Raw genomic sequence first — 21683 nt, 5'->3', positions numbered from 1 at the left:
TATTTGTCCTTTGTCATTTGTCATTTGTCCTTTGTTATTTGTCCTTTGTCACTTTCGCTTGGTAGATGGTTAAGTTATTAGTTTTTGACTAATGACCAATGACTAATGACTAACTCCTAAACAACCTTGTATACTGCGTTTCGTGTTGCATACTTGCCAGCGACAAACCCCAACTACAACAGGCGAGTTGATCGTCCTCCAACGTGATAATTTCCAACGCCGCAGCACTGAATAATGGTTGCAAATCTAGCAATAACTGCTGTCCTGCTGTTTGTCCAAGGGGAATAAGTTTCACGCCAGCAGTGATCAAATTACTTGCCCAACTATGCAGATATGCGAGTAATGCGGCTTGGATGCTGATTTGCCAATGGGCAACGGCAATACCAAAAGCGATCGCATAATTGCAAGGATTACCTACAGCATTAGCAATAGGTATAATCTGAGGTTCTAGTTTACCAAGTAATTGGATGAGCGATCGCCCCATCTGCCAACTAGAGGCGCGTAATTCTTCTGTTTCTCTAGCGGCGGATAACCAGAGATTCCAACGGCATAGCGACTCAACATCACCTATTTTTACAGCTTGCTGCGATCGCACCATCACCGCCGCCTCTAACCGAATTGCTCCATAGAGCAACTCTGCTTTTAACCAATCTTTGAGATTTGTGTGGTTAGCGATCGTACCATTTTCTACCAGCATTTCCAAACCTTCAGAATAACTATACGCTCCCACAGGTAAAGCGGGGCTAGCCAACTGTAAAATACTTAAAAGATGACTATCAGTGAGCATAATGGTGTTGTCCATAAGCTCCCAATTCTGGCTGAAACGGTAAAATTTCCTCTTTAACTTCTAATCCCAGTTGTTCCAACATCGTGCGTAAAACCGAATCTGAGGACAAACGTAAATAAGTTGGAGTAATTTCTACAGGTACATGGCGATTTCCCAGATGGTATGCCGCCCGTAATAATAAAAGTGGTGTTTGGGCAAAGGCAGTCAGAACTAATTCTGGTTTAGCAGTAATTCTGATTAAACTGCTATGGCTTTCTTCTTGCAGAATATCGCCATCGTGTAAGACGGTTCCTCTAGGTAAATGTAAAAACACAACTTTACCATCTTCAGTTTCAAAGCGATAACGACTGCGGGTGCGTTCTTCTGCTGTTAGCGCCAGAGTAAAAGTAACTGCGGCATCGCGATTAGGTGGTTTCAGTTGGGTAAACGTCAGCATACAGAGTTTAACTTGAACTTTTGCTTTTCATTATGGTTCTAATTTAAATACCATATCTGCCTTACCAGAAGAAAAGATAAAATTGAACAAAGGCAATGAGCCAAACGGGGATAATCATGAACCAAGCCATTGAGGGAGTACGCTGGACAATTCACGATTTAGAGCTTTTACCCGAAAATGAGTGGACGCGCTATGAAATTATTAATGGAGAACTCTTTGTGACTCGCACTCCTCACCGCCGTCATCAACAAGTTTGTGTTAAAATTGCCCGACAACTCGATGTTTGGTCAGATTCGAGTGGTTTAGGGGAAACAATTGTGGCTCCAGGAGTGATTTTTTCACAAGCAGATAGCGTCATACCAGATGTAGTTTGGGTAAGTCGAGAACGACTGGCGCAAATTGAGGATGAAGCGGGACATTTGACAGGCGCACCAGAGTTAGTAGTAGAGGTTTTATCCCCAGGTAAACAAAACGAACTTCGAGACAAAGAAGCAAAACTGAAACTATATTCAGTTCAAGGCGTGCGTGAGTATTGGATTGTCGATCGGTTTACTAAACAAGTCGAAGTTTATCGGCGAGAAAAAGCACAGTTGGTTTTAGTTGCGACTTTGTTAGGCGATGATGAGATAACATCTCCACTTTTACCCGGATTTTGTTGTTCTATTCATTTATTTTTTCCTGAATAATAGCAAGTTTGAGAAGATGTATGGAAACATAAATGCTAGATGATACAAATAATTGATTACAATTATCTGAATATAATTAGGACTTATATCATGTCCGCTTGATTGCTTATTAAACCCGAAGAACCCCACCCCGCCAAAGCTGTGCTTTGTCTCCCCTCCCCGCAGGCGGGGAGGGGGTTGGGGGTGGGGTTATTTTATTATGGGTAATTTGGCGGACATGATATTACGCAAGAACTCTCTGAAACTCTTATTTCTCCGTGTCCTCTGCGCCCTCTGTGGTTCGTTTTTTCATGATTTTGCGTAAGTCCTGTATAATATCAGGGGTATTGTAATATGGTTCAGTTAAGCCCAAAAAAATAAAAATATGTAGGTTGAGTTGAGGAACGTAGCTTGCTTCCCGCAGGGTAAACCAACATTTTGCATACAAGAAATAGAAGTATAATGGGCAATTGAGCGGACATAATAAACTAGAAGCTTTATCCTGTGAATGGGCTACTAATAGGTAATGTAAACCAAAATGTTGCACCTGCATCCAATGCACTGTTTACGCCAATTTCGCCGCCGTGAGCATGGATAATTTGCTTACATAGATACAAACCTAATCCCAAACTTACAGAATTGCCGAGACTTGTACCCCGAAAGTAAAGGTCAAAAAGCCGATCGCTTTGTTGTTGACTAATTCCTACGCCATTATCAGTAACAGTACAATAAATCATGTCATCCTGACGGGTAGCATTGATTGTTAAAAGCAGTTCTGGGGGATTATGTTTGAGGGCGTTGACGATTAAGTTAGAAAAAACTCGCCATAGTTGCGTGGGATCTGCATTCACTAATGGCAAATCTGCGGATACCAAATTTGTGAGCTTGGCTTGATTTTGTGCTAATAATGGCTCCAAATCTGCGATCGCCGCTTCGACAACTGCCAGTAATTGTACGGATTGGCGTTGTAAAACTACACCTTGCACCTCGCTGATATGAGTTTCCATCAACGAATTAATTAAGTTCAGTTGGCGATCGCTACTTTGAATCATCCGCTCTAAAATTGAGCGGGAAATCGAAATATTTTCCTCTGAACGTGCCAGCAAATTTTTCAACACCATTACAGTACCCAGAACTGGGTTGCGTAAGTCGTGGGAAACTGCATGGAAAAATACTCGTAGTTCTTCTTCAGTTTGCTTGCGCTGGGTAATGTCTTCAATCAAACCTTCGTAGTAAAGCAGTTTTCCTTGTTCGTCGCGTACTGCGTAGGCTTTTTCGGAAATCCAGACAATACTCCCGTCTTGGCGATAAATTTGAGACTCGAACTCCGAAACGCTGCCATACTTTTCCATCAGGCGTACAAATTCTGCGCGGCGGTTCGGGTCAACGTACAATTGTTCAATATCAGTGAAATTTGCTGTCACCTCCTGCGCTAAGGAGTAACCATAAATCCTCGCTAAAGCAGGATTTGCCGTAATGTAACGTCCATTGGGACTGCTTTGAAAAATCCCTTCAACGGCGTTTTCAAAAATGCTGCGATATTTAGCCTCGGCAACCTTGAGTTTTTGGTAGGCAGATTCTAGTTCTTGACGGGCGAAAAATTCAGAACGTTGCAGGCGATCGTACAGATAAACACCGATGTCACATATAGTACAAAACCAAAAAATGTATAAAATGAATGTTACATTATATATTTCTGGATGGTCGAGGATTGGTGTTTTTAGCCCAAGTGCCGTATTCACACCAAAATAGTAAATCAGCACACTTACTTGAGTCAGCAAGTGAAGAATCCAGCAAACAGGCATCAACACAGCTTGGCTCAAGAACAGCAGCGACCAGCCGATGGTATCGGGTAGTGCAAAACCTCTGATGGTTGCAAACAACTGCGACGCTAAACTAATTGCCCAAGAAGATCCCAAAAATAATAAATCTGGACGATGACGACCTAATTTAGTTTTATGTAAAGCAAAGCAAATAATTATACTCGCAAGCATTGCAACATTAATTACCAAGCGCTGAGTTCTAAGTCCTTCTGGTAATTGCTGCAACTCTGCAAAAGGAAAAAACAGTCCGTAAATATCTCGCAAAGTAAAAGACAACAGACAGATCAGCGCCAGCCATAACCATAAACGTAATCTCTGCCACAAAAAACGGTTACGCCAAACTCTGTAAAGAGTAGTGATTTCATCTGTTGTTGGTGCAGAAAAGGTTTTTCTCCACCAGCTTTGCACTGTTGTAAATGGAGTAGCCATTAGCATCCGAGCAACTTTGCCCATACCTTGAGGGTGTTTCCTTTACTCAACATTGCCATAAATAACACCCTCTCATTTTTTGGTGATTTATGGGCGATTTGTTGCGGATGAAGTTGCCAAAGGTAGTGTAAACCAGAAAGTTAATCCACGCTTGCGGTTACTCATCACACCGATTTCGCCGCCATGCGCTTTAATAACTTTCCGACAAAGATACATTTTTAAGCCAATGCTTGTAGAGCAACAGTCTTGAGGATCGCGGACATGGAGATCGAACAGGCGATCGCACTCTACTTTACTCATTCCCACACCGTCATCTTGAATCTGAGTGCGAATCATTCCCCCTTCAACGGTGGCACTCAGGGTAAAATTTAATCCTGGTGGATTATTGTGCAAGCTATGCGCGATCAAATTTACCAAAACTTTCTGCAATCGAGTCCCATCTGCCATTACTAACGGTAAGTCTGCGGGAACCAAGTTCTTCAGAGTCGCTTGATTTTGTGTCAGTATGGGTTCCAACTCGGCGAATGTGCCTCCCAGTATGGTACTAAATTGCACAGGTTCGAGTTTGATCTCAAGACCCTGTTTTTCACAAGAATTAATTTCTAGCAATGAGTTAATCATTGTCAGTTGGCGATCGTTGCCCTGAATCATCCGCTCGATAATTGAGCGAGATATTGGAATTGAAGATTGGGCACTTGGGATATGGGAAAGAGGCAGAGGGGCAGAGGGGATGGGGGGCAGAGGGGAAAGACTTGCTGTAATTACTCCCCTGCTCCCCTGCTCCCCTGCTCCCCTGCTCCCCACTCCCTGATTTAACAAATTCTTTAACACCATCAAGTTACCCATCACGGAAGTCCGTAAATCGTGGGCAACTGTGTGCAAAACAACATCTTTGACGCGATGCAATTTTTCAACTTCTTGCATTTTCTGCTGCAACTGTGCTGTCCGTTCTTCTACTTGGTATTCTAAATTAGTGTTGAGTTCTGCTAGCTTTTGGCATATCTGGCTTTGTTGAATCGCGATCGCTAGCTGTTCTGACATCTGCTGCAACAAATCAATTTCTATTGGCTGCCAATGACGCGGCCCTGAGCATTGATTGGCAATTAATGCTCCAAATAATTCGTCACCTAGCATAATTGGTACAGCCAAGCTAGCCTTAGTTTGGAATTTTTGACAGTGTGCTTTTACTTTGGGAGATACTGATATTTGCGTTACGTCTTCAACGACACGCACACGATTATCTTTTAATAAGTTTCTTAATTCTTGTAGATAAGCTTCATCTTTAGTAGACCAACCTGAGACTGATGGATATTTAGGATCTACTGATTCGGCAAGAGTTTTGACTCCTAAATTAGCATTATTTAAACCAATGAAAACTCGATCTGCTTGGAGAAATTGCCTGACTTCCGTCACGGTGGTTTGCAGAATTTCCTCTAATTTAAGCGAAGATCGAATTCTTACTAGGGTTTCTGCCAACAAGCGATCGCGTTGGGCACAAAAGCGTAATTGTGCTTCTACTTGTTTGCGTTCTGTAATATCGTGATGCACTGCTAAAATGGCAGGAATCCCATTTAAATCAATGACTTCGGCTGACAGCAGCGTTGTAATTATCTCACCAGATTTTTGCCGAAAATCAATTTCTAAGTTACGAGCAACTCCCGTGCTTTGCAACTCTTGCACTAAGTTTAGGCGATCGCGATCGTTTACCCAAAGATTTAACTCAAACGAAGTTTTACCAATTGCCTCATCTCGCCCATAACCGGAAAGATTCACAAAACTGTCGTTAACTTCGATAAATCGTCCTTCTTGCAGTGTGCTAATGGTGATTGAATCGGGGCTGCAACTAAAAGCTTTAGCAAATTTTTGGGCAAGATTTTGTAAGGCGACTTCCCCTTGTTTGCGATCTGTGATGTCTCGGACAATTGCTAGTACTTCATCTGTACCACTAACTACCAATCGCGCCTCATAATCTCTGATTCCCAAAGATGTTGGTAGTTGATATTCACAAGTTTGCAAAATTCCAGAATCTAAAGTTTTAGCGATCGCTACTTGGCTAATGGCTGCAACATCACTCGGCAATAACTCTTCCAAATTTTTTCCAACTATTTCTTCTCTCGAAAGAGTGATATTTGCTCCTTCACTTTTCAAATCTAGATACTCGCCATCACGGCTGATGCGAAACATCAAATCGGGGATCGCATCCAAAATTGCTTTATATCGTGCCTCACTCTCTTGCAATTTTTCTTCGGCTTGTTTTCGGTCTGTAATATCCATAATCAAGCCATGCCAAAGAAAATCACCATCTTCTTGTAATTCGGGTTGCGAAGTACCTTGAATCCATTTCAGTTTGCCACTAGGCGTAACAATCCGACCTTCCCAATGCCAAGGTGTAAGGGTAGTGCGACAAACAGTAATAGATTCTGTAAAAGCTTGTATATCTTGTGGATGAATCAGCTTACATAACACCTGAAAGTCTGCCTGTACAGCTTCAGGTTCTAATTCATACAAATATTTACAACCAGAACTAATATAAGGGATAAATACAGAACCATCCTGCCGTTGCAGAATTTGGAAAATCATCCCCGGTAAATTGGCAGCCATTGTTTCCAACAGAGGGATCTTCTCTGGTAGAAAATCTGGTTTATGCCGTGATTTTACAATTTCATCCACTCTTAGACCCTTTGATATATAAGCAATTGGCATAATATTCAAGGCAATCATAGCCATTGTAAAAGTTTTTTAGCTGTCGGCGAAATCACTAACAGCAAAAAAGTGGCTCTACTTTCAGAGTAGTTCTGGATGCTGCGATCGCATTCACCCAATCGGGTGAACCATTTGTCAAATAGCGAATCAGTTCAGGAGTGCTGATGCACTTTCAGGCAAAGGTTTCAATTCTTTTTTGAACACTAAGTACAGTTTTGCATAAATTCGTAGCTTTTTTAAACGCAAAGAAATGCAAAGAGAATATAAAGATGTAACACTGCTATGTCTCTACAAGGCTTATGGATAATAATTAATTTCTAGAAATGCCTAATAGTTGATGAATTAATAAAATTTTTTAGTCAGCTAATCGTCATTCAAATAGCATCTCCGTGTCTTTGCGTAAGAGTATTTGCACATCAGCTTATTATCATATCCTTGAAAAACAAACCCTGATTTTGGGAACAATAACGATATATGTGCTGCTAAAAGTCAAACTTTTGGCCAGCAGTCTTGATTATTGAGAGCATAACCATGACAACAGCAATTTATGAAGTTTATAGCATAAGCGGCTATAAATTAATAGAAACACTCTACCAAGGTTCCAAAACCGTAGTCTATCGAGCCATCCGACTGGTCGATGAACAACCTGTTGTCATTAAAATACTGCAAGTCGAATCCCCTACTTTTAACGAACTGTTGCAGTTTCGGAACCAATATACCATTGCCAAAAATTTAAATATTCCTAGTATTGTTCGTCCCTATAGTCTAGAAGCATATCGCAATAGTTATGCTTTAGTAATGGAAGATTTTGGGGGAATTTCTCTGAGAGAATATACCAAAACTCAATCACTAGAACTTGTGGAATTTTTCACAATCGCCCTGCAACTTAGTCATATTCTCCATGAACTCCATCAAGAACGGGTAATTCACAAAGATATCAAACCGACTAATATTCTGATTAACCCGCAAACCAAACAAGTAAAACTCATCGATTTTAGCATTGCTTCTTTGCTTCCCAGAGAAAACCAAACTACGATCAGTCCCAAGGTTTTAGAAGGAACTTTGGCTTATTTATCTCCCGAACAAACTGGACGCATGAACCGGGGAATAGACTACCGCAGTGACTTTTATTCTTTGGGTGTGACATTTTTTGAACTAATCACAGGACAATTACCCTTTGAGTCAGAAGATTCAATGGAGTTGGTGCATTGTCATATTGCCAAACAGCCACCATCCCTCCGGGAAGTTAAAAGTGAAGAGATTTCGGAAGTGTTGTCAGATATTGTCATAAAACTAATGGCGAAAAATGCTGAAGATCGTTATCAAAATGCTTTAGGGTTAAAACACGATTTAGAAAATTGTCTCTGTCAACTGAACGAAACTGGTCAGATTAAATACTTCCAAATTGGACAACGGGATATTTGCGTAGGCGTAGACCGTCGTAGACATCGCTTCATTATCCCAGAAAAATTATATGGGAGAGAAACAGCCGTCCGACAACTCTTAGAAGCTTTCGAGAGGGTTTCTCTGGGAAGGCGTGAAATCATGTTAATTGCTGGTTCTTCTGGCATTGGTAAAACTGCGGTGGTGAATGAAGTTCATAAACCAATCGTTCGGCAACGCGGTTATTTGATCAAAGGTAAATTTGACCAGTTTAACCGGAATATTCCCTTATCTGCCTTTGTGCAATCCTTGCGTGATTTAATAGTGCAGTTATTAACAGAAACCGATCGACAACTGCAACAATGGAAAAAAAATATCCTGGCAGCCTTAAGAGACGATGGACAGATAATTGTTGAAGTTATTCCCGAATTAGAAAAAATTATCGGTAAACAACCATCGACACCAGAATTATCAGCAGAAGCGGCGCAAAATAGATTTAATTTATTATTGCAAAGCTTTATTCAAGTTTTTACTACAAAAGAACATCCCTTAGTTATTTTTCTAGATGATTTGCAATGGGCAGATTTAGCTTCATTAAAATTGCTCCAATTACTAATGAAGGAGTCAAAATCTGGATATTTATTACTAATTGGTGCTTATAGAGATAACGAAGTATCACCTGCCCATCCGTTAATGTCAACTTTAGATGAGGTAAGAAAAATAGGCACGGCTATTAACTTGATTACTCTGCAACCTTTAAGTCAATTACAATTGAATCAGTTAGTAAGCGATACATTAGGTTGCAAAAAAGAATTAGCATTACCTATTTCGCAATTAGTGTTTCAAAAAACTCAGGGAAATCCATTTTTTGCAACACAGTTTATTAAAGCTTTGCACCAAGATGGGTTGATTATCTTTAACTTTGCAGAAGGCTGCTGGCAATGTGATATTGCAAAAATCAATCAGCAATCTCTGACAGATAATGTTTTGGAATTCATGGCATTTCAATTACGGAGGCTGCCAGAATCAACTCAACAGACTCTAAGGTTAGCTGCTTGCATTGGTAATCAGTTTGATTTAGCAACATTGGCGATCGTTTCTGAACAGTTGGAAACCGAAACAGCAGCTTGTTTATGGAATGGTTTACAAGAAGGTTTGATTTTGCCCCAAAGTGAAGTTTATAAGTTTTATGTTGGGCAAGAAGAACAAATATTTACTCAACAAACTTCCCCAAATGCTGGATACAAATTCTTACACGATCGCGTTCAACAAGCTGCCTACTCGCTGATTCCAGACGACCAAAAGCAAGCCACCCATTACAAAATCGGGATGTTATTGTTACGCAATTCCTCAGATTTAGAACGAGAAGAACGACTATTTGAAATTGTCACTCATTTAAACGCAGGTAGTTCCTTAATCACTGAACCTTCAAAGCGGCAAGAACTGGCACAATTAAATCTGAGCGCAGGACGGAGAGCAAAATCTGCAACTACATACACAGTAGCCGTCGAGTATCTGACCGTGGGAATTAGTTTGCTATCCCATTCTTCCTGGGAAAGCCACTATGACTTGACCCTGGCGCTGTATATCGAGGTAACTGAAGCCACCTATCTCAACGCCGATTTTGAGCAGATGGAACAATGGGTAACAATTGTGTTGCAACACGCTAAGACCTTGCTCGACAGCATTCCCATATATGTAACCAGAATGATGGCAGGAAGATCGCAAGGTCTTCCATTGAAAACGCTGAATATTGGCTTGCAGGTGTTGCAACTGTTGGGTATTGAGTTTCCTCAACAATCAACTGCGGCAGATATTGGACGAGCAGGTGAAGCAACTATGCAGTTATGGGAAGGACGTTCTTCTCTGGATTTGCTCAATTTATCCACTATGAAAGATGCTCACCGCTTGGCAGCTATGAGCATCATGAGCAAAATGATTCCAGCTGCCTATCTTGCAAGACCTGCTTTAATGCCTCTACTGATATTCAAACAAGTAGAATTTTCGATTAAATATGGTACTTGTCCTATTTCTGTCTATGCTTATGCCGACTACGGCATCATCCTCTGTGGTGTGCTTGGTAATCTGGAAGCTGGTTATGAGTTTGGACAATTGGCGTTAAACCTGCTGGAACAGTTGCAGTCCAAAATCTTTAAATCCAGAACCTACTTTATCGTCTACTACTTTATCCGTCATTGGAAAGACCCATTGCGCGAACAACTTGTACATCTGCAAGAGGGCTACCAAAATGGACTGGAAACTGGAGATTTGGATAGTACAGCATTGAATGCCCAAGCTTACTGTCACTATGCTTATTTTGCAGGGCGAGAATTAACTGGGTTGGCGAATGAAATGGCAGCCTATCGCCAAAGCATCTATTCACTCAAGCAAGAATCGCCGCTGCAATATCTGGAGATTGCTTATCAAGCTGTACTCAACTTGCTAGGACATAGCCAATCTCCCGATCGCTTAACGGGAACGATTTATCATGCAGAACAACGATTATCCCTGAATCAGGCAACCCAAGACCGAACGGGATTATTTTATTGGCAAGTTAATCAAACGATTCTCTGGTATTTGTTTGGGCAGTATCAAGAAGCTGCCCAACAGTCTGCCCAAGCGAAGCAATACTTAGATGCTGGTATCGCCCAATTTAGTGTCGCTCTGTATTTTTTCTACGATTCTTTAATTCATCTGGCAGTTTACAAAGCCGCAACTGAGTCAGAACAGCAACAGATTCTCGCCCAAGTCGAGGCGAATCAAGAGAAGATGCAAAGATGGGCAGCATTTGCTCCCTATAACCATCAACACCGTTGGGATTTAGTGGAAGCCGAACGGTATGCTATTAGCGAACGCGCCCTAGCAATGGACTTTTACGATCGCGCCATCACTAAAGCCAAGGAAAACGGCTTCCTCCAAGATGAAGCTCTCGCTAACGAACTCGCTGCCAAATTCTACCTGAACTGGGGCAAAGAAAAAGTCGCCCAAGCCTATATGCAGGCAGCTTACTCTGGCTATGCCCGCTGGGGAGCCAAAGCCAAGACAGATGACTTAGAAAAACGTTACCCACAATTGCTGCATCCAATTTCGCAACAGACAGTACCAACAGTAAATCTGTTAGAGGCCTTAGCAACAATTGCTAACCCAATCAACTCATTTACTAGTACCGCGACTTCTTCCGGTAGCAACATCAACAACATACTTGACTTGAGCGCTATCCTCAGAGCGTCGCAAACTCTTTCTGCAACAATTCAACTCGATGAATTTTTACAACAACTAACCCAAATCATCCTCGAAAATGCTGGTGCTGATAAATGTGCCCTGCTTTTACCTGAAGATGGGAAATGGCAAATACGCGCAATTACTACCCTTGATAGCACTAGCTTAAAATTAGAACCGCTCGAAAATAATCCTAATGTTCCGATTGCGCTGATTCAGTATGTGAAAAATACAGCTAATGTGGTTGTGATTGACGATCTCAAAACTACTTTACCGATAGTTGATGATTATTTAATTCAGCATCAACCTCAGAGTGTGCTGTGTTTACCGATACTCAATCAGGGGCGTTTAGTAGGAATTTTATACTTAGAAAATCATTTAACGAGTGGGGTATTTACTAGCGATCGCATTTTAGTATTGAATTTCCTTTGTACTCAAGCGGCAATTTCTCTAGAAAATGCTCGGCTTTACGCGAATCTTCAGCAAAGCGAAGCCCGTTTCCAGAAAGTTGCCGATAATCTTCCTGGAGCTATTTACCAACTCCATGTGACAGCAGATAACTTGGCTTCTATGCCCTATATTAGTTCTGGCTGCTATAACCTTTACGAAGTGACAGCAGAGGAAATAATTGCCGGCAAAAAAAACCCTCGTTCTCTAGAACATCCCGATCATATTGCTGGTATCGAGCAAGCAATGATGGAATCTGCCCAAAATCTGACACCGTTTGTTCATGAATGGCAAATCATCACGCCATCAGGAACTATGAAATGGGTGCAAGGGGCATCTCGCCCAGAGATGCAAGTGGATGGTGCAATTGTTTGGGATGGTTTAATTTTAGACATTAGCGATCGCAAAGCTGCCGAAGCTGTCGTCCAGCAAAAATCTCAACAACTAGAACAAGCAATTGAAGACTTACAAAAAGCCCAATTACAAATTGTCCAAAGTGAAAAAATGTCAGCCCTTGGGAATTTAGTTGCAGGTGTGGCCCACGAAATCAATAACCCAATTGGCTTTATCGCAGGAAACGTCAACGAAGCGAAGTTGGGATTAGAAGATATCATTGAACACTTGCAATTGTACCGTTCTGGCGCATCCATAACAGAAATTGAACAACATGCCCAGGAGATTGAGATTGATTATCTCTTAGAAGACGTACCCAAAATGATTAAATCTATGAACGTGGGGTGCGATCGCATTAAAAATATCAGCACTAGCTTGCGAACTTTCTCGCGTGCAGATAAGGATTACAAAGTTCCGTTTAACATCCATGAAGGTATTGATAGCACTATTTTAATTTTGAAACATCGCCTGAAGGCTAATGAACAACATCCAGCAATTGAAGTCATTACCAACTACGGCGATATTCCCCAAGTAGAATGTTTTCCTGGGCAACTCAATCAGGTATTTATGAATTTGCTAGCAAATGCCATTGATGCCTTAGAAGAATCTAACCAAGGATACACCTTTAATGAGATCGAGTCTAATATTAATCGGATTATTATTACAACATCAGTGCATAACGATAAATATGTAAAAATTAAAATCTCTGACAACGGTATTGGGATGAATGATGAGGTAAAAAAACGAATTTTTGATCATTTATTTACTACTAAACTTGTCGGCAAAGGCACAGGATTAGGATTAGCGATCGCTCGACAAATTATAGTTGAAAAACATGAAGGTACTTTGGTCGTAAATTCTACTTTAGGACAAGGCTCTGAGTTTGAAATAACACTACCAATCGGTAATTGACCCTGCCAATTTTAGATTTTAGATTTTTGATTTTGGAATTGGTTTTTCGTCCCTTGTGGGCGGAAAAAATCTAAAAGACAGTCCTAAAACTCTATCGGGAGAAGATGTTTTGCCAGGATTTGTTTTAGATTTAGCAGAAATTTGGTAAGTAATTGCCTACCCTGAATCATTCGTAATCAACAAGATCCCCGACTTTTTAAAGAAGTCGGGGATCTGCGGGTTGCAATTTTCACAAATCATTTGCTGATTTAAAAACTCGACTATCCGCTGAAGTTCGACAGGAATTTCATCAGCCACAAAGACGAGACGGACTTTACCTAATTGCAAGTTGGCTTTGACTTGTTGCCAAAACTTTTCTAAATCAGTCTCTTGGCTGCCAATTAAATCTATTAATAGCTGTTCAGCATTGGGATTAGCTTCAAACTGGGCACGGATTTTCTCAATTGACCAATAAACTACCGCATTAGCTGCATAGTCAAGCATCTGACCAACGACTTCTCGCCGAATCCGGGTATCCCTGCTCCGCTTAACTTCTACAATGGTGGGAATTCCATCTTGATCGAGAAATAAATGATCAAGCGCCCAACGTCCAGCACTGTCTTCGCTATCTGGTATTGGTATCTCCCGCGAGATTAACAACCAGCGTCTTGGTGCAACACTGTCTATCTGTTCTCCTGCTAACAAACTTGGATAGTCAGCTAGTAGCTTTTGTAGCCCATCCTCTGATTCATAGGGTTCTTCCTTCATTTCAACTAATTGAGAATTATCCTGAATCAGGTAAATACCACCACTCATAACAACTCCGTTGTGTTGACCTAATTTAAGGTTCCCGGTTTCATCGAGTAGTGAACACTCGTTGAGCGAGTTGGTACATTCAAAAACTGAGATAATCAACTTTGATCGCAACAATCAGATATAAAGTAGTTTATCAATACATTTAATCTAGTTTTACCTAAAGACAAAAACTAATAATTAACACTCCAAAGTGGGGATACTTTGCAATAGATTTAAGGAGATATGAATGCAATTACAACAGACACAAATTTTAGAAGAAACGTTCTGGCAAGCAGTTCTCAATCGAGATTACACTTTTGAAGGTAAGTTTTTCTATGGTGTTCGCTCTACAGGCATTTATTGCCGACCGATTTGCCCTAGTCGCAGACCAAATCGGAATCAAGTTTGTTTTTTCCAGTCAGTACAAGATGCTGAAATTGCAGGTTTTCGAGCTTGTAAGCGCTGTCAGCCACAATCTGAAATAGTTCCAAATACAGCCAAAATCTTAGCAGTATGTCGATATATTGAAGCACAAGTTGACCACATTCCAACCCTCTCAGAATTATGCTCTCAGGTGGAAATGAGTCCGAGTTACCTACAAAGAATATTCAAGCAGATAATTGGCGTATCGCCTTTTCAATATGCAGATACGCTGCGTAGCCAGCGATTGAAACAGCGTCTTCAGTCGGGGGAAGAAATTGCTGATGCAGTTTACGATACGGGGTATGGTTCAAGTAGTCAACTGTATGAGAAAGCACCTAAACAATTAGGAATGACACCAAAGACTTACCAACAAGCTGGAAAGACAATTAGCATTGTTTATGCGATCGCTCCATGTTTACTAGGATATTTGCTTGTGGCAACAACAGAGAAGGGTATCTGCGCCGTAAAATTAGGTGATGAAGCAGACAAGCTTGAACACATTTTGAACCAAGAATTTCACCAAGCCCAGATTGTGCGTAATGACCACATATACAAAGACTGGATACAAGCAATCCTCGACTTCATTGCAGGAGGTGAAACACATCTTGATTTACCACTTGATGTCCGTGGGACAGCATTTCAGAAACAGGTTTGGCAAGCATTACAAAAAATTCCTTATGGCGAAACGCGTACATACACTGATATCGCCTGTGATATTGCCAAACCCCAAGCAGTCCGCGCAGTGGCAAATGCTTGTGGAGCTAATCCAACAGCGCTGATTGTACCGTGTCACCGTGTGCTGCGGAGTGATGGTAGTCTTGGCGGTTATCACTGGGGAATTGAGCGCAAACAAAAACTGCTTACACAAGAATCGAAATTTCTCAAAGATGACTCAAACACCTGAACTAGAATCGTTAACTGAAGAAAGTTTGACCCGTGGTTTAATGGTGCTTGCCAAACTTGATAGCGATTTGGCTCGGATTTTAGAGACATTGGGGCCTCCACCGATATGGTCAAGAGAACCGGGTTTTGCAACGCTTCTGTGCATCATTCTCGAACAACAAGTTTCCTTAGCGGCTGCAAAGGCTGTATTTACAAGACTCTGTGGGGTTGTTGTAACTCTGACGCCAGAAAATTTTCTGATATTGGATGATGTTCAATTAAGAGTAATTGGATTCAGTCGGCAAAAGATTTTATACTGTCGTGGATTGGCGAATGCTGTTGCAACTGGTCAGCTTGACCTAACCAAGCTCCAAACAATGGACGAAACTGCTATCAGAACCGAGTTAAAGCGTCTCAAAGGCATCGGAGATTGGACAGTTGATATTTATTTGCTCATGGCGTTGCAACGTCCTGATGTCTTTCCTAAAGGCGATTTAGCGATCGCGATCGCTCTACAAAAACTCAAAAACTTGGCAACGCGTCCAACACCAGTGCAACTAGAAGTCATGACACAGCACTGGCGACCGTGGCGAGCAGTTGCGGCAAGACTTCTATGGCACTATTACCTAAGTAATCCCAAATAAGCGTAAACATTTGGGAGTTGCGCCGGAGGAGGGGTAGTTTATCCTTACCAACTTAGATAATTTAAATTCAGTTATTAGAGCTTATAAACAGCGTTTTGATATTGAAGAAATGTTTAGAGATTTTAAGAGTGGTGGTTATAATTGGGAAGATACTAATGTATCAGGTCAACGGCTAATTTCCCTAATATTATTAATCTCGCTTGCCTATACTGCTGCAACTATATCTGGTCAAAAAATTAAACGCATGGGTGTTCAAAAATATGTTGGACGAATTAAAGAATCCTTAAGGATTGTTCGACGACATAGTAGTTTTTATATTGGTCTTTATGGCCACAATTGGGTCAATTTCATGGAAAATTCTTATGATTTAGTCACAGAATTATTGAGATGAAGTCCTAATAAGCGTAAGTACTACCAGCAAGGAGAGAGGGCTATGAGGCTTATTCTATCTGCATCCTAGCCCTTTTTGTAGCCCCGTAAGAAAAATACCCACAAAGCTAGTACCGCAAGGCGGAAGTCAAAAGTCAAAAGCCAAAAGTCAAAAGTATTATGGAATAAGCTTTTTAGGAATTTTAACTGGTTGCTCTATTTACGCCGTGCCGTACTAGATTCACAAGTAGGACATTTCATTCTCTGATTAAGCAACGCCGAGTTTTATACATAGGAATTCATGCGATCGCAGTATAGGCTTTCACCTATATTCACACCTAGCATCTCACAAAAACGCTGATAGAAGCCCATTCTATCTTCGACTTGGGGAGGTGTTGGCTTGCCACATTCAATGCCACCATTGATGATGTTTATAGTCATACCGAACCCAGGTGCGCGTCCTTTGCTTGTATCTTCGCCAGAAGGCATCCACTGGCCGCTCATAACTTGGTGACATGATGGCTTAGGTGGTTGGGGAGTCATCCAGAACCATAGAGCGGTTAAAAAGGAGATTACCCCATCTGATTTGACTAGATCAGGATTGTTGAGCAAATCCAGATTTAGAGCTTCACCTACCGCGCCGTAATTGTAGTTCCACGATAGCTGCATAGGCCCTCGACCTTGATAGGAACGACCTGGGACACATTGATATCTGGTGTTTGATGAATCACAGTATATGCTTTGAGGGTTCTGTTCTTCAATAAAGTGCAGTCCCCAAGCATAACGCCCATCAGGAGCTGCATCCCAGCCTCCCGTAGTTTCGTGGGCAATGTTTGCTAAGAATGCAGCAGCCTCGCGCTTGCCTTGCTCCTCCGTTCCCTCATTGCAAAACTGCGAGTACTTCTGAACTGCCGTTACTAGATTGTCATAGGTGTACAAACTGTTACGATGCGGAAACATAGCTTCGTAAGTCTGGCGCGATACGATATTTGCAAACCCACCGTTTGGCTGCGAAGCAGTAGGAAGGCAAATTTCTTGACCTACCTGCAAATTGCGAACATCATCGTCTGTGAATGCGTTGCCATCTGGTTTTTTAAGGTCATGCCAACGATTACCATCACCCAACTCTTGTTGGGCAATAATGTAAAGCGTATCTCCGCCTTTTACGATGTAAGGACTACCGATTGTACAAGACATAAATGACCTCTACTTAAGTATTAGATAGATTGTTAGGTGAGGAGATACTAGCCAATACGTCTCTTCAAAATGATGTCCGGTCGTGGGCTGAATCCAATATCACCTAAAGCAACCACTTCCCAACCTTCATTACCCAATCTATTAAGAATCATCAGTGAGTCAAATCCTAGTGATTGATTCAGGTTGCTTGCTAAAAACCAATTAACACCGCCAAGTGTACCAGGTTGTCCTTGACAAACTAGGATGTTATATTCAAACCTTTCCATTTTTTTTCCTCCTGAAATATCAAATAATAAATTTTTCATCGCCAGACGGACATTCATTTGATAAGGACGACAATCAATTTGTTACTCAACAAGATATGAGTCGAGACAAAATACAGTTTGAGCGATTTTGAATTGAGAAATAAATTTTCAAAATCTAATTTGAAAACTCAAATTTGGTCAGAGTATTAGTATGGTCTTTGCCCAGAATAATTACCTGGTGGGTTGTATTGACAAACTAGGATAACGTTACGACCGTCGCTAGCTATACCACCACCAACTTCTGTAGTATTTCTCCAAACTACTTGTGTGTAATGTCCTACATCTTGCCAATTTCCAGTAGCGGATACGTTGGGAAATGCGCCATAAATAAAATGTTGCTTTTCATTACCCCAAAGCTCTACCAGCTTTGTCAGGGAATACCCACCACTCCCCTTCGAGAGATTTTCTCCACTACCATTACGGTTGTTACTGTGTTCAAATCTACCTGTCTCAGCTAGATGATTTGCCCACTGTTGGGCGCTATTAGCCAAACTATTTGACCATCGCAGTGGAGGAACCCCAACTTCTGCCCTATATTTATTATGAGCAGCTAAAATTTCGTCAACTTTAGAGTCTCCCGTACCTGTGGGTGATGTAGGGGAAGCAGAACCGGGAATGTAAACTTCCTGCCCAACCCATATATTACTAGCCTCTTGTTCTGTAAAAGCTGATCCGTCTGGCTTTGTAATTTCATGCCATCGATTACCATCACCCAAAAAGCGTTGAGCAATAAGATAAAGCGTATCTCCTTCTTGTATGGTATAGGAAGAAACTGTTGTAGAAGACATAAGTTATTTCTCCAAATTAAAGTTTGAGCGGTTGAGTCTTATTGCAATCTGGATTTAGGTTTGACAGAGCAAAAATCTTTGAAATGCTAGCTGTTCAGCCGAATTCGACATCTTTTATGCACAGTCAATCAAAATTACAAGACTGTATATGAACGACTAAAGATCAACAGAATAAATAACTCCATTTTTTGCAAGGAATATCGGCATAAAATTTATCCTTTTATTGATTTATTGCTTCAGTTTAAATATAAAATGTGAGAAAGTTGTGAGGTTTTTTGCTGGTTAGTTGACAAAACTTGCGATCGCCCGACTTGATGGCACAGCCCGCCGCAGACATCTCTGCAAGACTTACTATTGGCACTACTACTTGAGTAATGCCAATAGTAAGTCGGTTACAGTTTACCAGTGAATACCTTTTCAGCCGGGCCTGTCATGTAAACCCGTTGGTCAATTTCTGACCATTCAATTTGCAAGGGGCCACCTGGTAATTCTACAGTGGCGGTGCGATCGCATTTCCCGGTTAACACTCCAGCTACTAAAGAAGCACAAGCACCAGTACCACAAGCTAAGGTAATCCCAGCACCCCGTTCCCACACCCGCATTTTCAAATAGTCACGGCGTACCACTTGAATAAATTCAGTATTTATGCGTTGCGGAAAAGCTGGGTGATGCTCAAATTTTGGGCCGATGGTTTCTAACTCAATTGCTGCGACATCTTCCACAAAGGTAATGCAGTGAGGATTTCCCATATTTACACAGGTGACATCCCAAGTTTGCCCCGCCACCTCTAACGGCTGAGAAATTACTTTTTCTTCATTGGGTACAAGGGTAGTAGGAATTTCGCTAGCGAGTAACCTGGGTAAACCCATATCTACTTTAACTTGACCATCAGATAACAGTTGGGGAGTCATTACGCCACCCAAAGTATGAATGCGATATGAGTCTTGATTTCGGGATTCGCCTTCTAAGTCTGCCAAAAAGCTAGCTAAACAGCGAATGCCATTGCCACACATTTCTGGTTCTGAACCATCGGAATTAAAAATCCGCATGGTGTAGTCAGTGCCATTTTCTCCGGGGAGGGCAAAAATGACACCATCAGCACCGATACCAAAATGGCGATCGCACAACTTGATGGCTTGCTCTGGAGTCACTACAGGCAAAGATGACGAGCGATTGTCAATCAAAATAAAGTCGTTGCCTAGACCATGATACTTAGTAAATTCGATTGCCATTTCTTCAAGGATGAATTATCAAGGATTAGTTACTCTTTATTTTGCCTTGTAGGTTCATCTTTACTAAAAATGCTTACTGAATTTGACACCACTTTACCCAGTATTAGACAAGTCCAAAACCTGATTAAACAAACAACGCCAGTTGAGTTAAAGCTGGTGACTCAGGATGTACTCACAGGAAAGGTTTTATGGCAAGATCCACAGTGTATCTGTATTGCTGATGAAAATAGCCAGCAAACCACCGTTTGGAAACAAGCGATCGCCTACATCAAGCCGCAAGTGGGTTAGGAGTGAGGCAGAAAAATCACAGTAGCAGGGTGAATACTTCTTCTACCCTGCCGCAAAACTGAGTGGAGCAAGGGTTTCAATCCCCCTGCTCCCTCCCTCTTTTTGAACCCCTATTCTTCGTCACTAGACTTAGAGTTTTGCAGCACAAACCCACCGATTGCGTCCTTGTTCTTTAGCTTTATACAAAGCTTTGTCAGCTGCATTAATTAAGTCTTGAGCTGAACTTTTATCTGTTGGTTTTTGAATTGCCACACCTAAACTGACGGTCACAAAATATTGAAAGTTACTCTTCTTTTTATGGGTAATCTTTAATTCTTGAATAGATTTTTGAATCAGCTTAGTTACTTTAATCGCACCTGATTCGTTCGTATTTGGCAAAATTACAATAAATTCTTCACCACCATAACGAGCTAGTAGATCGGTAGGACGCTTTAATACAGATTGTGCTGCCTGAGCAACTTGTATTAAGCATTCATCACCAGCTAAATGCCCATAAGAATCGTTATAATCCTTGAAATAGTCAATATCAAATATAATTAAAGATAAATAATTTTCGCTTAGTTTTAGTCGATCCCATTCCTGCTCTAAAAACTGATCAAAACAATGACGGTTGGCGATTTGGGTTAGAGCATCTAGCTTACTAAGTTTTTCTAACTGAGAATTTGCTAGTTCTAAAGCATTGTTTGCTTGAGCAAGTTGATTAGCTTGAGAGCGGAATTGCTCTAATAACTCAGAATGTTCTAAAGCTACATTAAACTGAGCAGCTAACTGGTGGATAAATTGAATTTCCGACTTTTTCCACTCACGCGAACAATGGCACTGATGAACACATAGTAATCCCCATAAAGTTTTTCCTTTCATTAGGGGTGCAACAATTTGTGCCTTGATTTGAAATTGCTCTAACAGTTTAATGTGGCAATCTTTTAGCCCAGCTTGATAAATATCTGATAATACTTGTATACGCCCTTGGTGATAAGCAACTGCATAGTTTTCAGCAAAACAATTATCCTTAACCTTGATGGCGATCGTAGAATCGTAGTCAGGCAAGACATTCTCAGAGACAAATTCACCAGAGGTATAGTTCGATTCCGGGTCAAATCGAAAGATACTGACGCGATCGCTACGGAGAGCCTTACGAATTTCTCGTGCAGTAGTCTTAAACAAGGTGTCTAGATTCAGAGATTCACGAATTTCAGCAACTAAATTAAATAGAATCTCCTGCTGCTGATTTGCTTTATACAGTTCTGCTGCTTTTTGTTCTGCTTGAGCTAAAAATTCTGCTTGTTTAACTGCAAATCCTAACTGCGTTGCAATCTGAGATAGAAACTGAATTTCTAATTGTTTCCATTCATGTGGCTGTGAATGCTGATAAGCTGCAAGCACTCCCCACAGTTTTTTTCCCACAAATATTGGTGCAGTTGCATAAGCTTGAATCTGGAACTGTTCTAAAATTTCTAAATGGCATTGAGACAAGCCTGCTGCGTAGACATCTGAAGCAATTAAAGTTTCATTATTACGATACCGTCCACCTCAAAAGTGTTGAATGTTAAGAGAAATCCGATAAAAACAGCCCAAAATATGTTA

General features: G+C 41.1%; 15 protein-coding genes and 2 pseudogenes. 6 read left to right on the top strand and 11 right to left on the bottom strand.

Annotated elements, in window-relative coordinates; genetic code table 11:
- Window positions 1–109: 109 nt before the first annotated feature.
- Together RMX69_RS27865 and ureE are read right to left on the bottom strand one after the other, a co-directional pair.
- Complete coding sequence (locus RMX69_RS27865) at window positions 110–802, bottom strand: urease accessory protein UreF (protein ID WP_322639357.1); 693 nt, start codon at window positions 800–802, stop codon at window positions 110–112.
- The gene (gene ureE, locus RMX69_RS27860) at window positions 777–1223 is read right to left on the bottom strand and encodes an urease accessory protein UreE (protein WP_322639356.1); all 447 of its coding nucleotides are present in this window, start codon (window positions 1221–1223) and stop codon (window positions 777–779) included. Before ureE ends, RMX69_RS27865 begins: the two co-directional genes overlap by 26 nt.
- Before the next feature lie 116 nt (window positions 1224–1339).
- On the opposite strand from ureE, the gene RMX69_RS27855 reads away from it, so the two are divergent.
- Entirely contained in the window at window positions 1340–1909 is a 570-nt protein-coding gene (locus RMX69_RS27855; protein ID WP_289798652.1) for a Uma2 family endonuclease, read from the top strand.
- A gap of 476 nt (window positions 1910–2385) precedes the next feature.
- Here the strand turns inward: RMX69_RS27855 and RMX69_RS27850 are convergent, their stop codons facing one another.
- Both RMX69_RS27850 and RMX69_RS27845 read right to left on the bottom strand, forming a co-directional pair.
- Window positions 2386–4164: an ATP-binding protein gene (locus tag RMX69_RS27850; RefSeq protein WP_322639355.1), complete on the bottom strand. Its 1779-nt coding sequence runs from the start codon at window positions 4162–4164 to the stop codon at window positions 2386–2388.
- 63 nt (window positions 4165–4227) lie between these two features.
- The gene (locus tag RMX69_RS27845; RefSeq protein ID WP_322639354.1) at window positions 4228–6867 is read right to left on the bottom strand and encodes a PAS domain S-box protein; all 2640 of its coding nucleotides are present in this window, start codon (window positions 6865–6867) and stop codon (window positions 4228–4230) included.
- Between the two features lie 507 nt (window positions 6868–7374).
- On the opposite strand from RMX69_RS27845, the gene RMX69_RS27840 reads away from it, so the two are divergent.
- Window positions 7375–13197: an AAA family ATPase gene (locus RMX69_RS27840; RefSeq protein ID WP_322639353.1), complete on the top strand. Its 5823-nt coding sequence runs from the start codon at window positions 7375–7377 to the stop codon at window positions 13195–13197.
- Window positions 13198–13353: 156 nt separating this feature from the next.
- On the opposite strand, the gene RMX69_RS27835 is transcribed toward RMX69_RS27840, so the two are convergent.
- Window positions 13354–13992, bottom strand: coding sequence for a hypothetical protein (locus tag RMX69_RS27835; protein WP_322639352.1), 639 nt, complete (start codon window positions 13990–13992; stop codon window positions 13354–13356).
- 226 nt (window positions 13993–14218) lie between these two features.
- Between RMX69_RS27835 and ada the strand changes: the two genes are divergently transcribed.
- The 3 genes and pseudogenes from ada to RMX69_RS27820 all read left to right on the top strand — a co-directional run.
- Window positions 14219–15298, top strand: a complete 1080-nt coding sequence (ada, locus tag RMX69_RS27830; RefSeq protein WP_322639351.1) for a bifunctional DNA-binding transcriptional regulator/O6-methylguanine-DNA methyltransferase Ada — start codon at window positions 14219–14221, stop codon at window positions 15296–15298.
- On the top strand, window positions 15282–15920 hold the full coding sequence (locus tag RMX69_RS27825; protein ID WP_322639350.1) for a DNA-3-methyladenine glycosylase 2 family protein: 639 nt from the start codon (window positions 15282–15284) through the stop codon (window positions 15918–15920). Before ada ends, RMX69_RS27825 begins: the two co-directional genes overlap by 17 nt.
- A pseudogene (locus RMX69_RS27820) lies at window positions 15919–16380 on the top strand (IS4 family transposase); the annotation flags it as partial. The gene RMX69_RS27825 and the pseudogene RMX69_RS27820, both read left to right, overlap by 2 nt.
- A 194-nt stretch (window positions 16381–16574) precedes the next feature.
- Here the strand turns inward: RMX69_RS27820 and RMX69_RS27815 are convergent.
- From RMX69_RS27815 to dapF, 4 genes are all read right to left on the bottom strand, one after another.
- Window positions 16575–17486 (bottom strand): glycoside hydrolase family 19 protein, encoded by a 912-nt coding sequence (locus tag RMX69_RS27815; protein ID WP_322639349.1) that lies wholly within the window; start codon window positions 17484–17486, stop codon window positions 16575–16577.
- 47 nt (window positions 17487–17533) lie between these two features.
- Window positions 17534–17752, bottom strand: coding sequence for a hypothetical protein (locus tag RMX69_RS27810; RefSeq protein ID WP_322639348.1), 219 nt, complete (start codon window positions 17750–17752; stop codon window positions 17534–17536).
- Between the two features lie 185 nt (window positions 17753–17937).
- Window positions 17938–18579: a CAP domain-containing protein gene (locus RMX69_RS27805; RefSeq protein WP_322639347.1), complete on the bottom strand. Its 642-nt coding sequence runs from the start codon at window positions 18577–18579 to the stop codon at window positions 17938–17940.
- Between the two features lie 392 nt (window positions 18580–18971).
- On the bottom strand, window positions 18972–19811 hold the full coding sequence (dapF, locus tag RMX69_RS27800; RefSeq protein ID WP_322639346.1) for a diaminopimelate epimerase: 840 nt from the start codon (window positions 19809–19811) through the stop codon (window positions 18972–18974).
- Window positions 19812–19880: 69 nt separating this feature from the next.
- On the opposite strand from dapF, the gene RMX69_RS27795 reads away from it, so the two are divergent.
- Entirely contained in the window at window positions 19881–20099 is a 219-nt protein-coding gene (locus tag RMX69_RS27795; RefSeq protein WP_289798645.1) for an Hfq-related RNA-binding protein, read from the top strand.
- Window positions 20100–20228: 129 nt separating this feature from the next.
- Here the strand turns inward: RMX69_RS27795 and RMX69_RS27790 are convergent, their stop codons facing one another.
- Both RMX69_RS27790 and RMX69_RS27785 read right to left on the bottom strand, forming a co-directional pair.
- Window positions 20229–21278 (bottom strand): sensor domain-containing diguanylate cyclase, encoded by a 1050-nt coding sequence (locus RMX69_RS27790; protein ID WP_416211629.1) that lies wholly within the window; start codon window positions 21276–21278, stop codon window positions 20229–20231.
- A gap of 120 nt (window positions 21279–21398) precedes the next feature.
- A pseudogene (locus RMX69_RS27785) lies at window positions 21399–21608 on the bottom strand (GAF domain-containing protein); the annotation flags it as partial.
- Window positions 21609–21683 lie beyond the last annotated feature (75 nt).

It is taken from the genome of Nostoc sp. EspVER01, from assembly GCF_034530635.1.
In the GTDB taxonomy this organism is placed as follows: Bacteria; Cyanobacteriota; Cyanobacteriia; order Cyanobacteriales; family Nostocaceae; genus Nostoc.
Note: the sequence above shows the minus strand (reverse complement) of the source record. Positions and strands in the feature narration are given on the sequence as shown.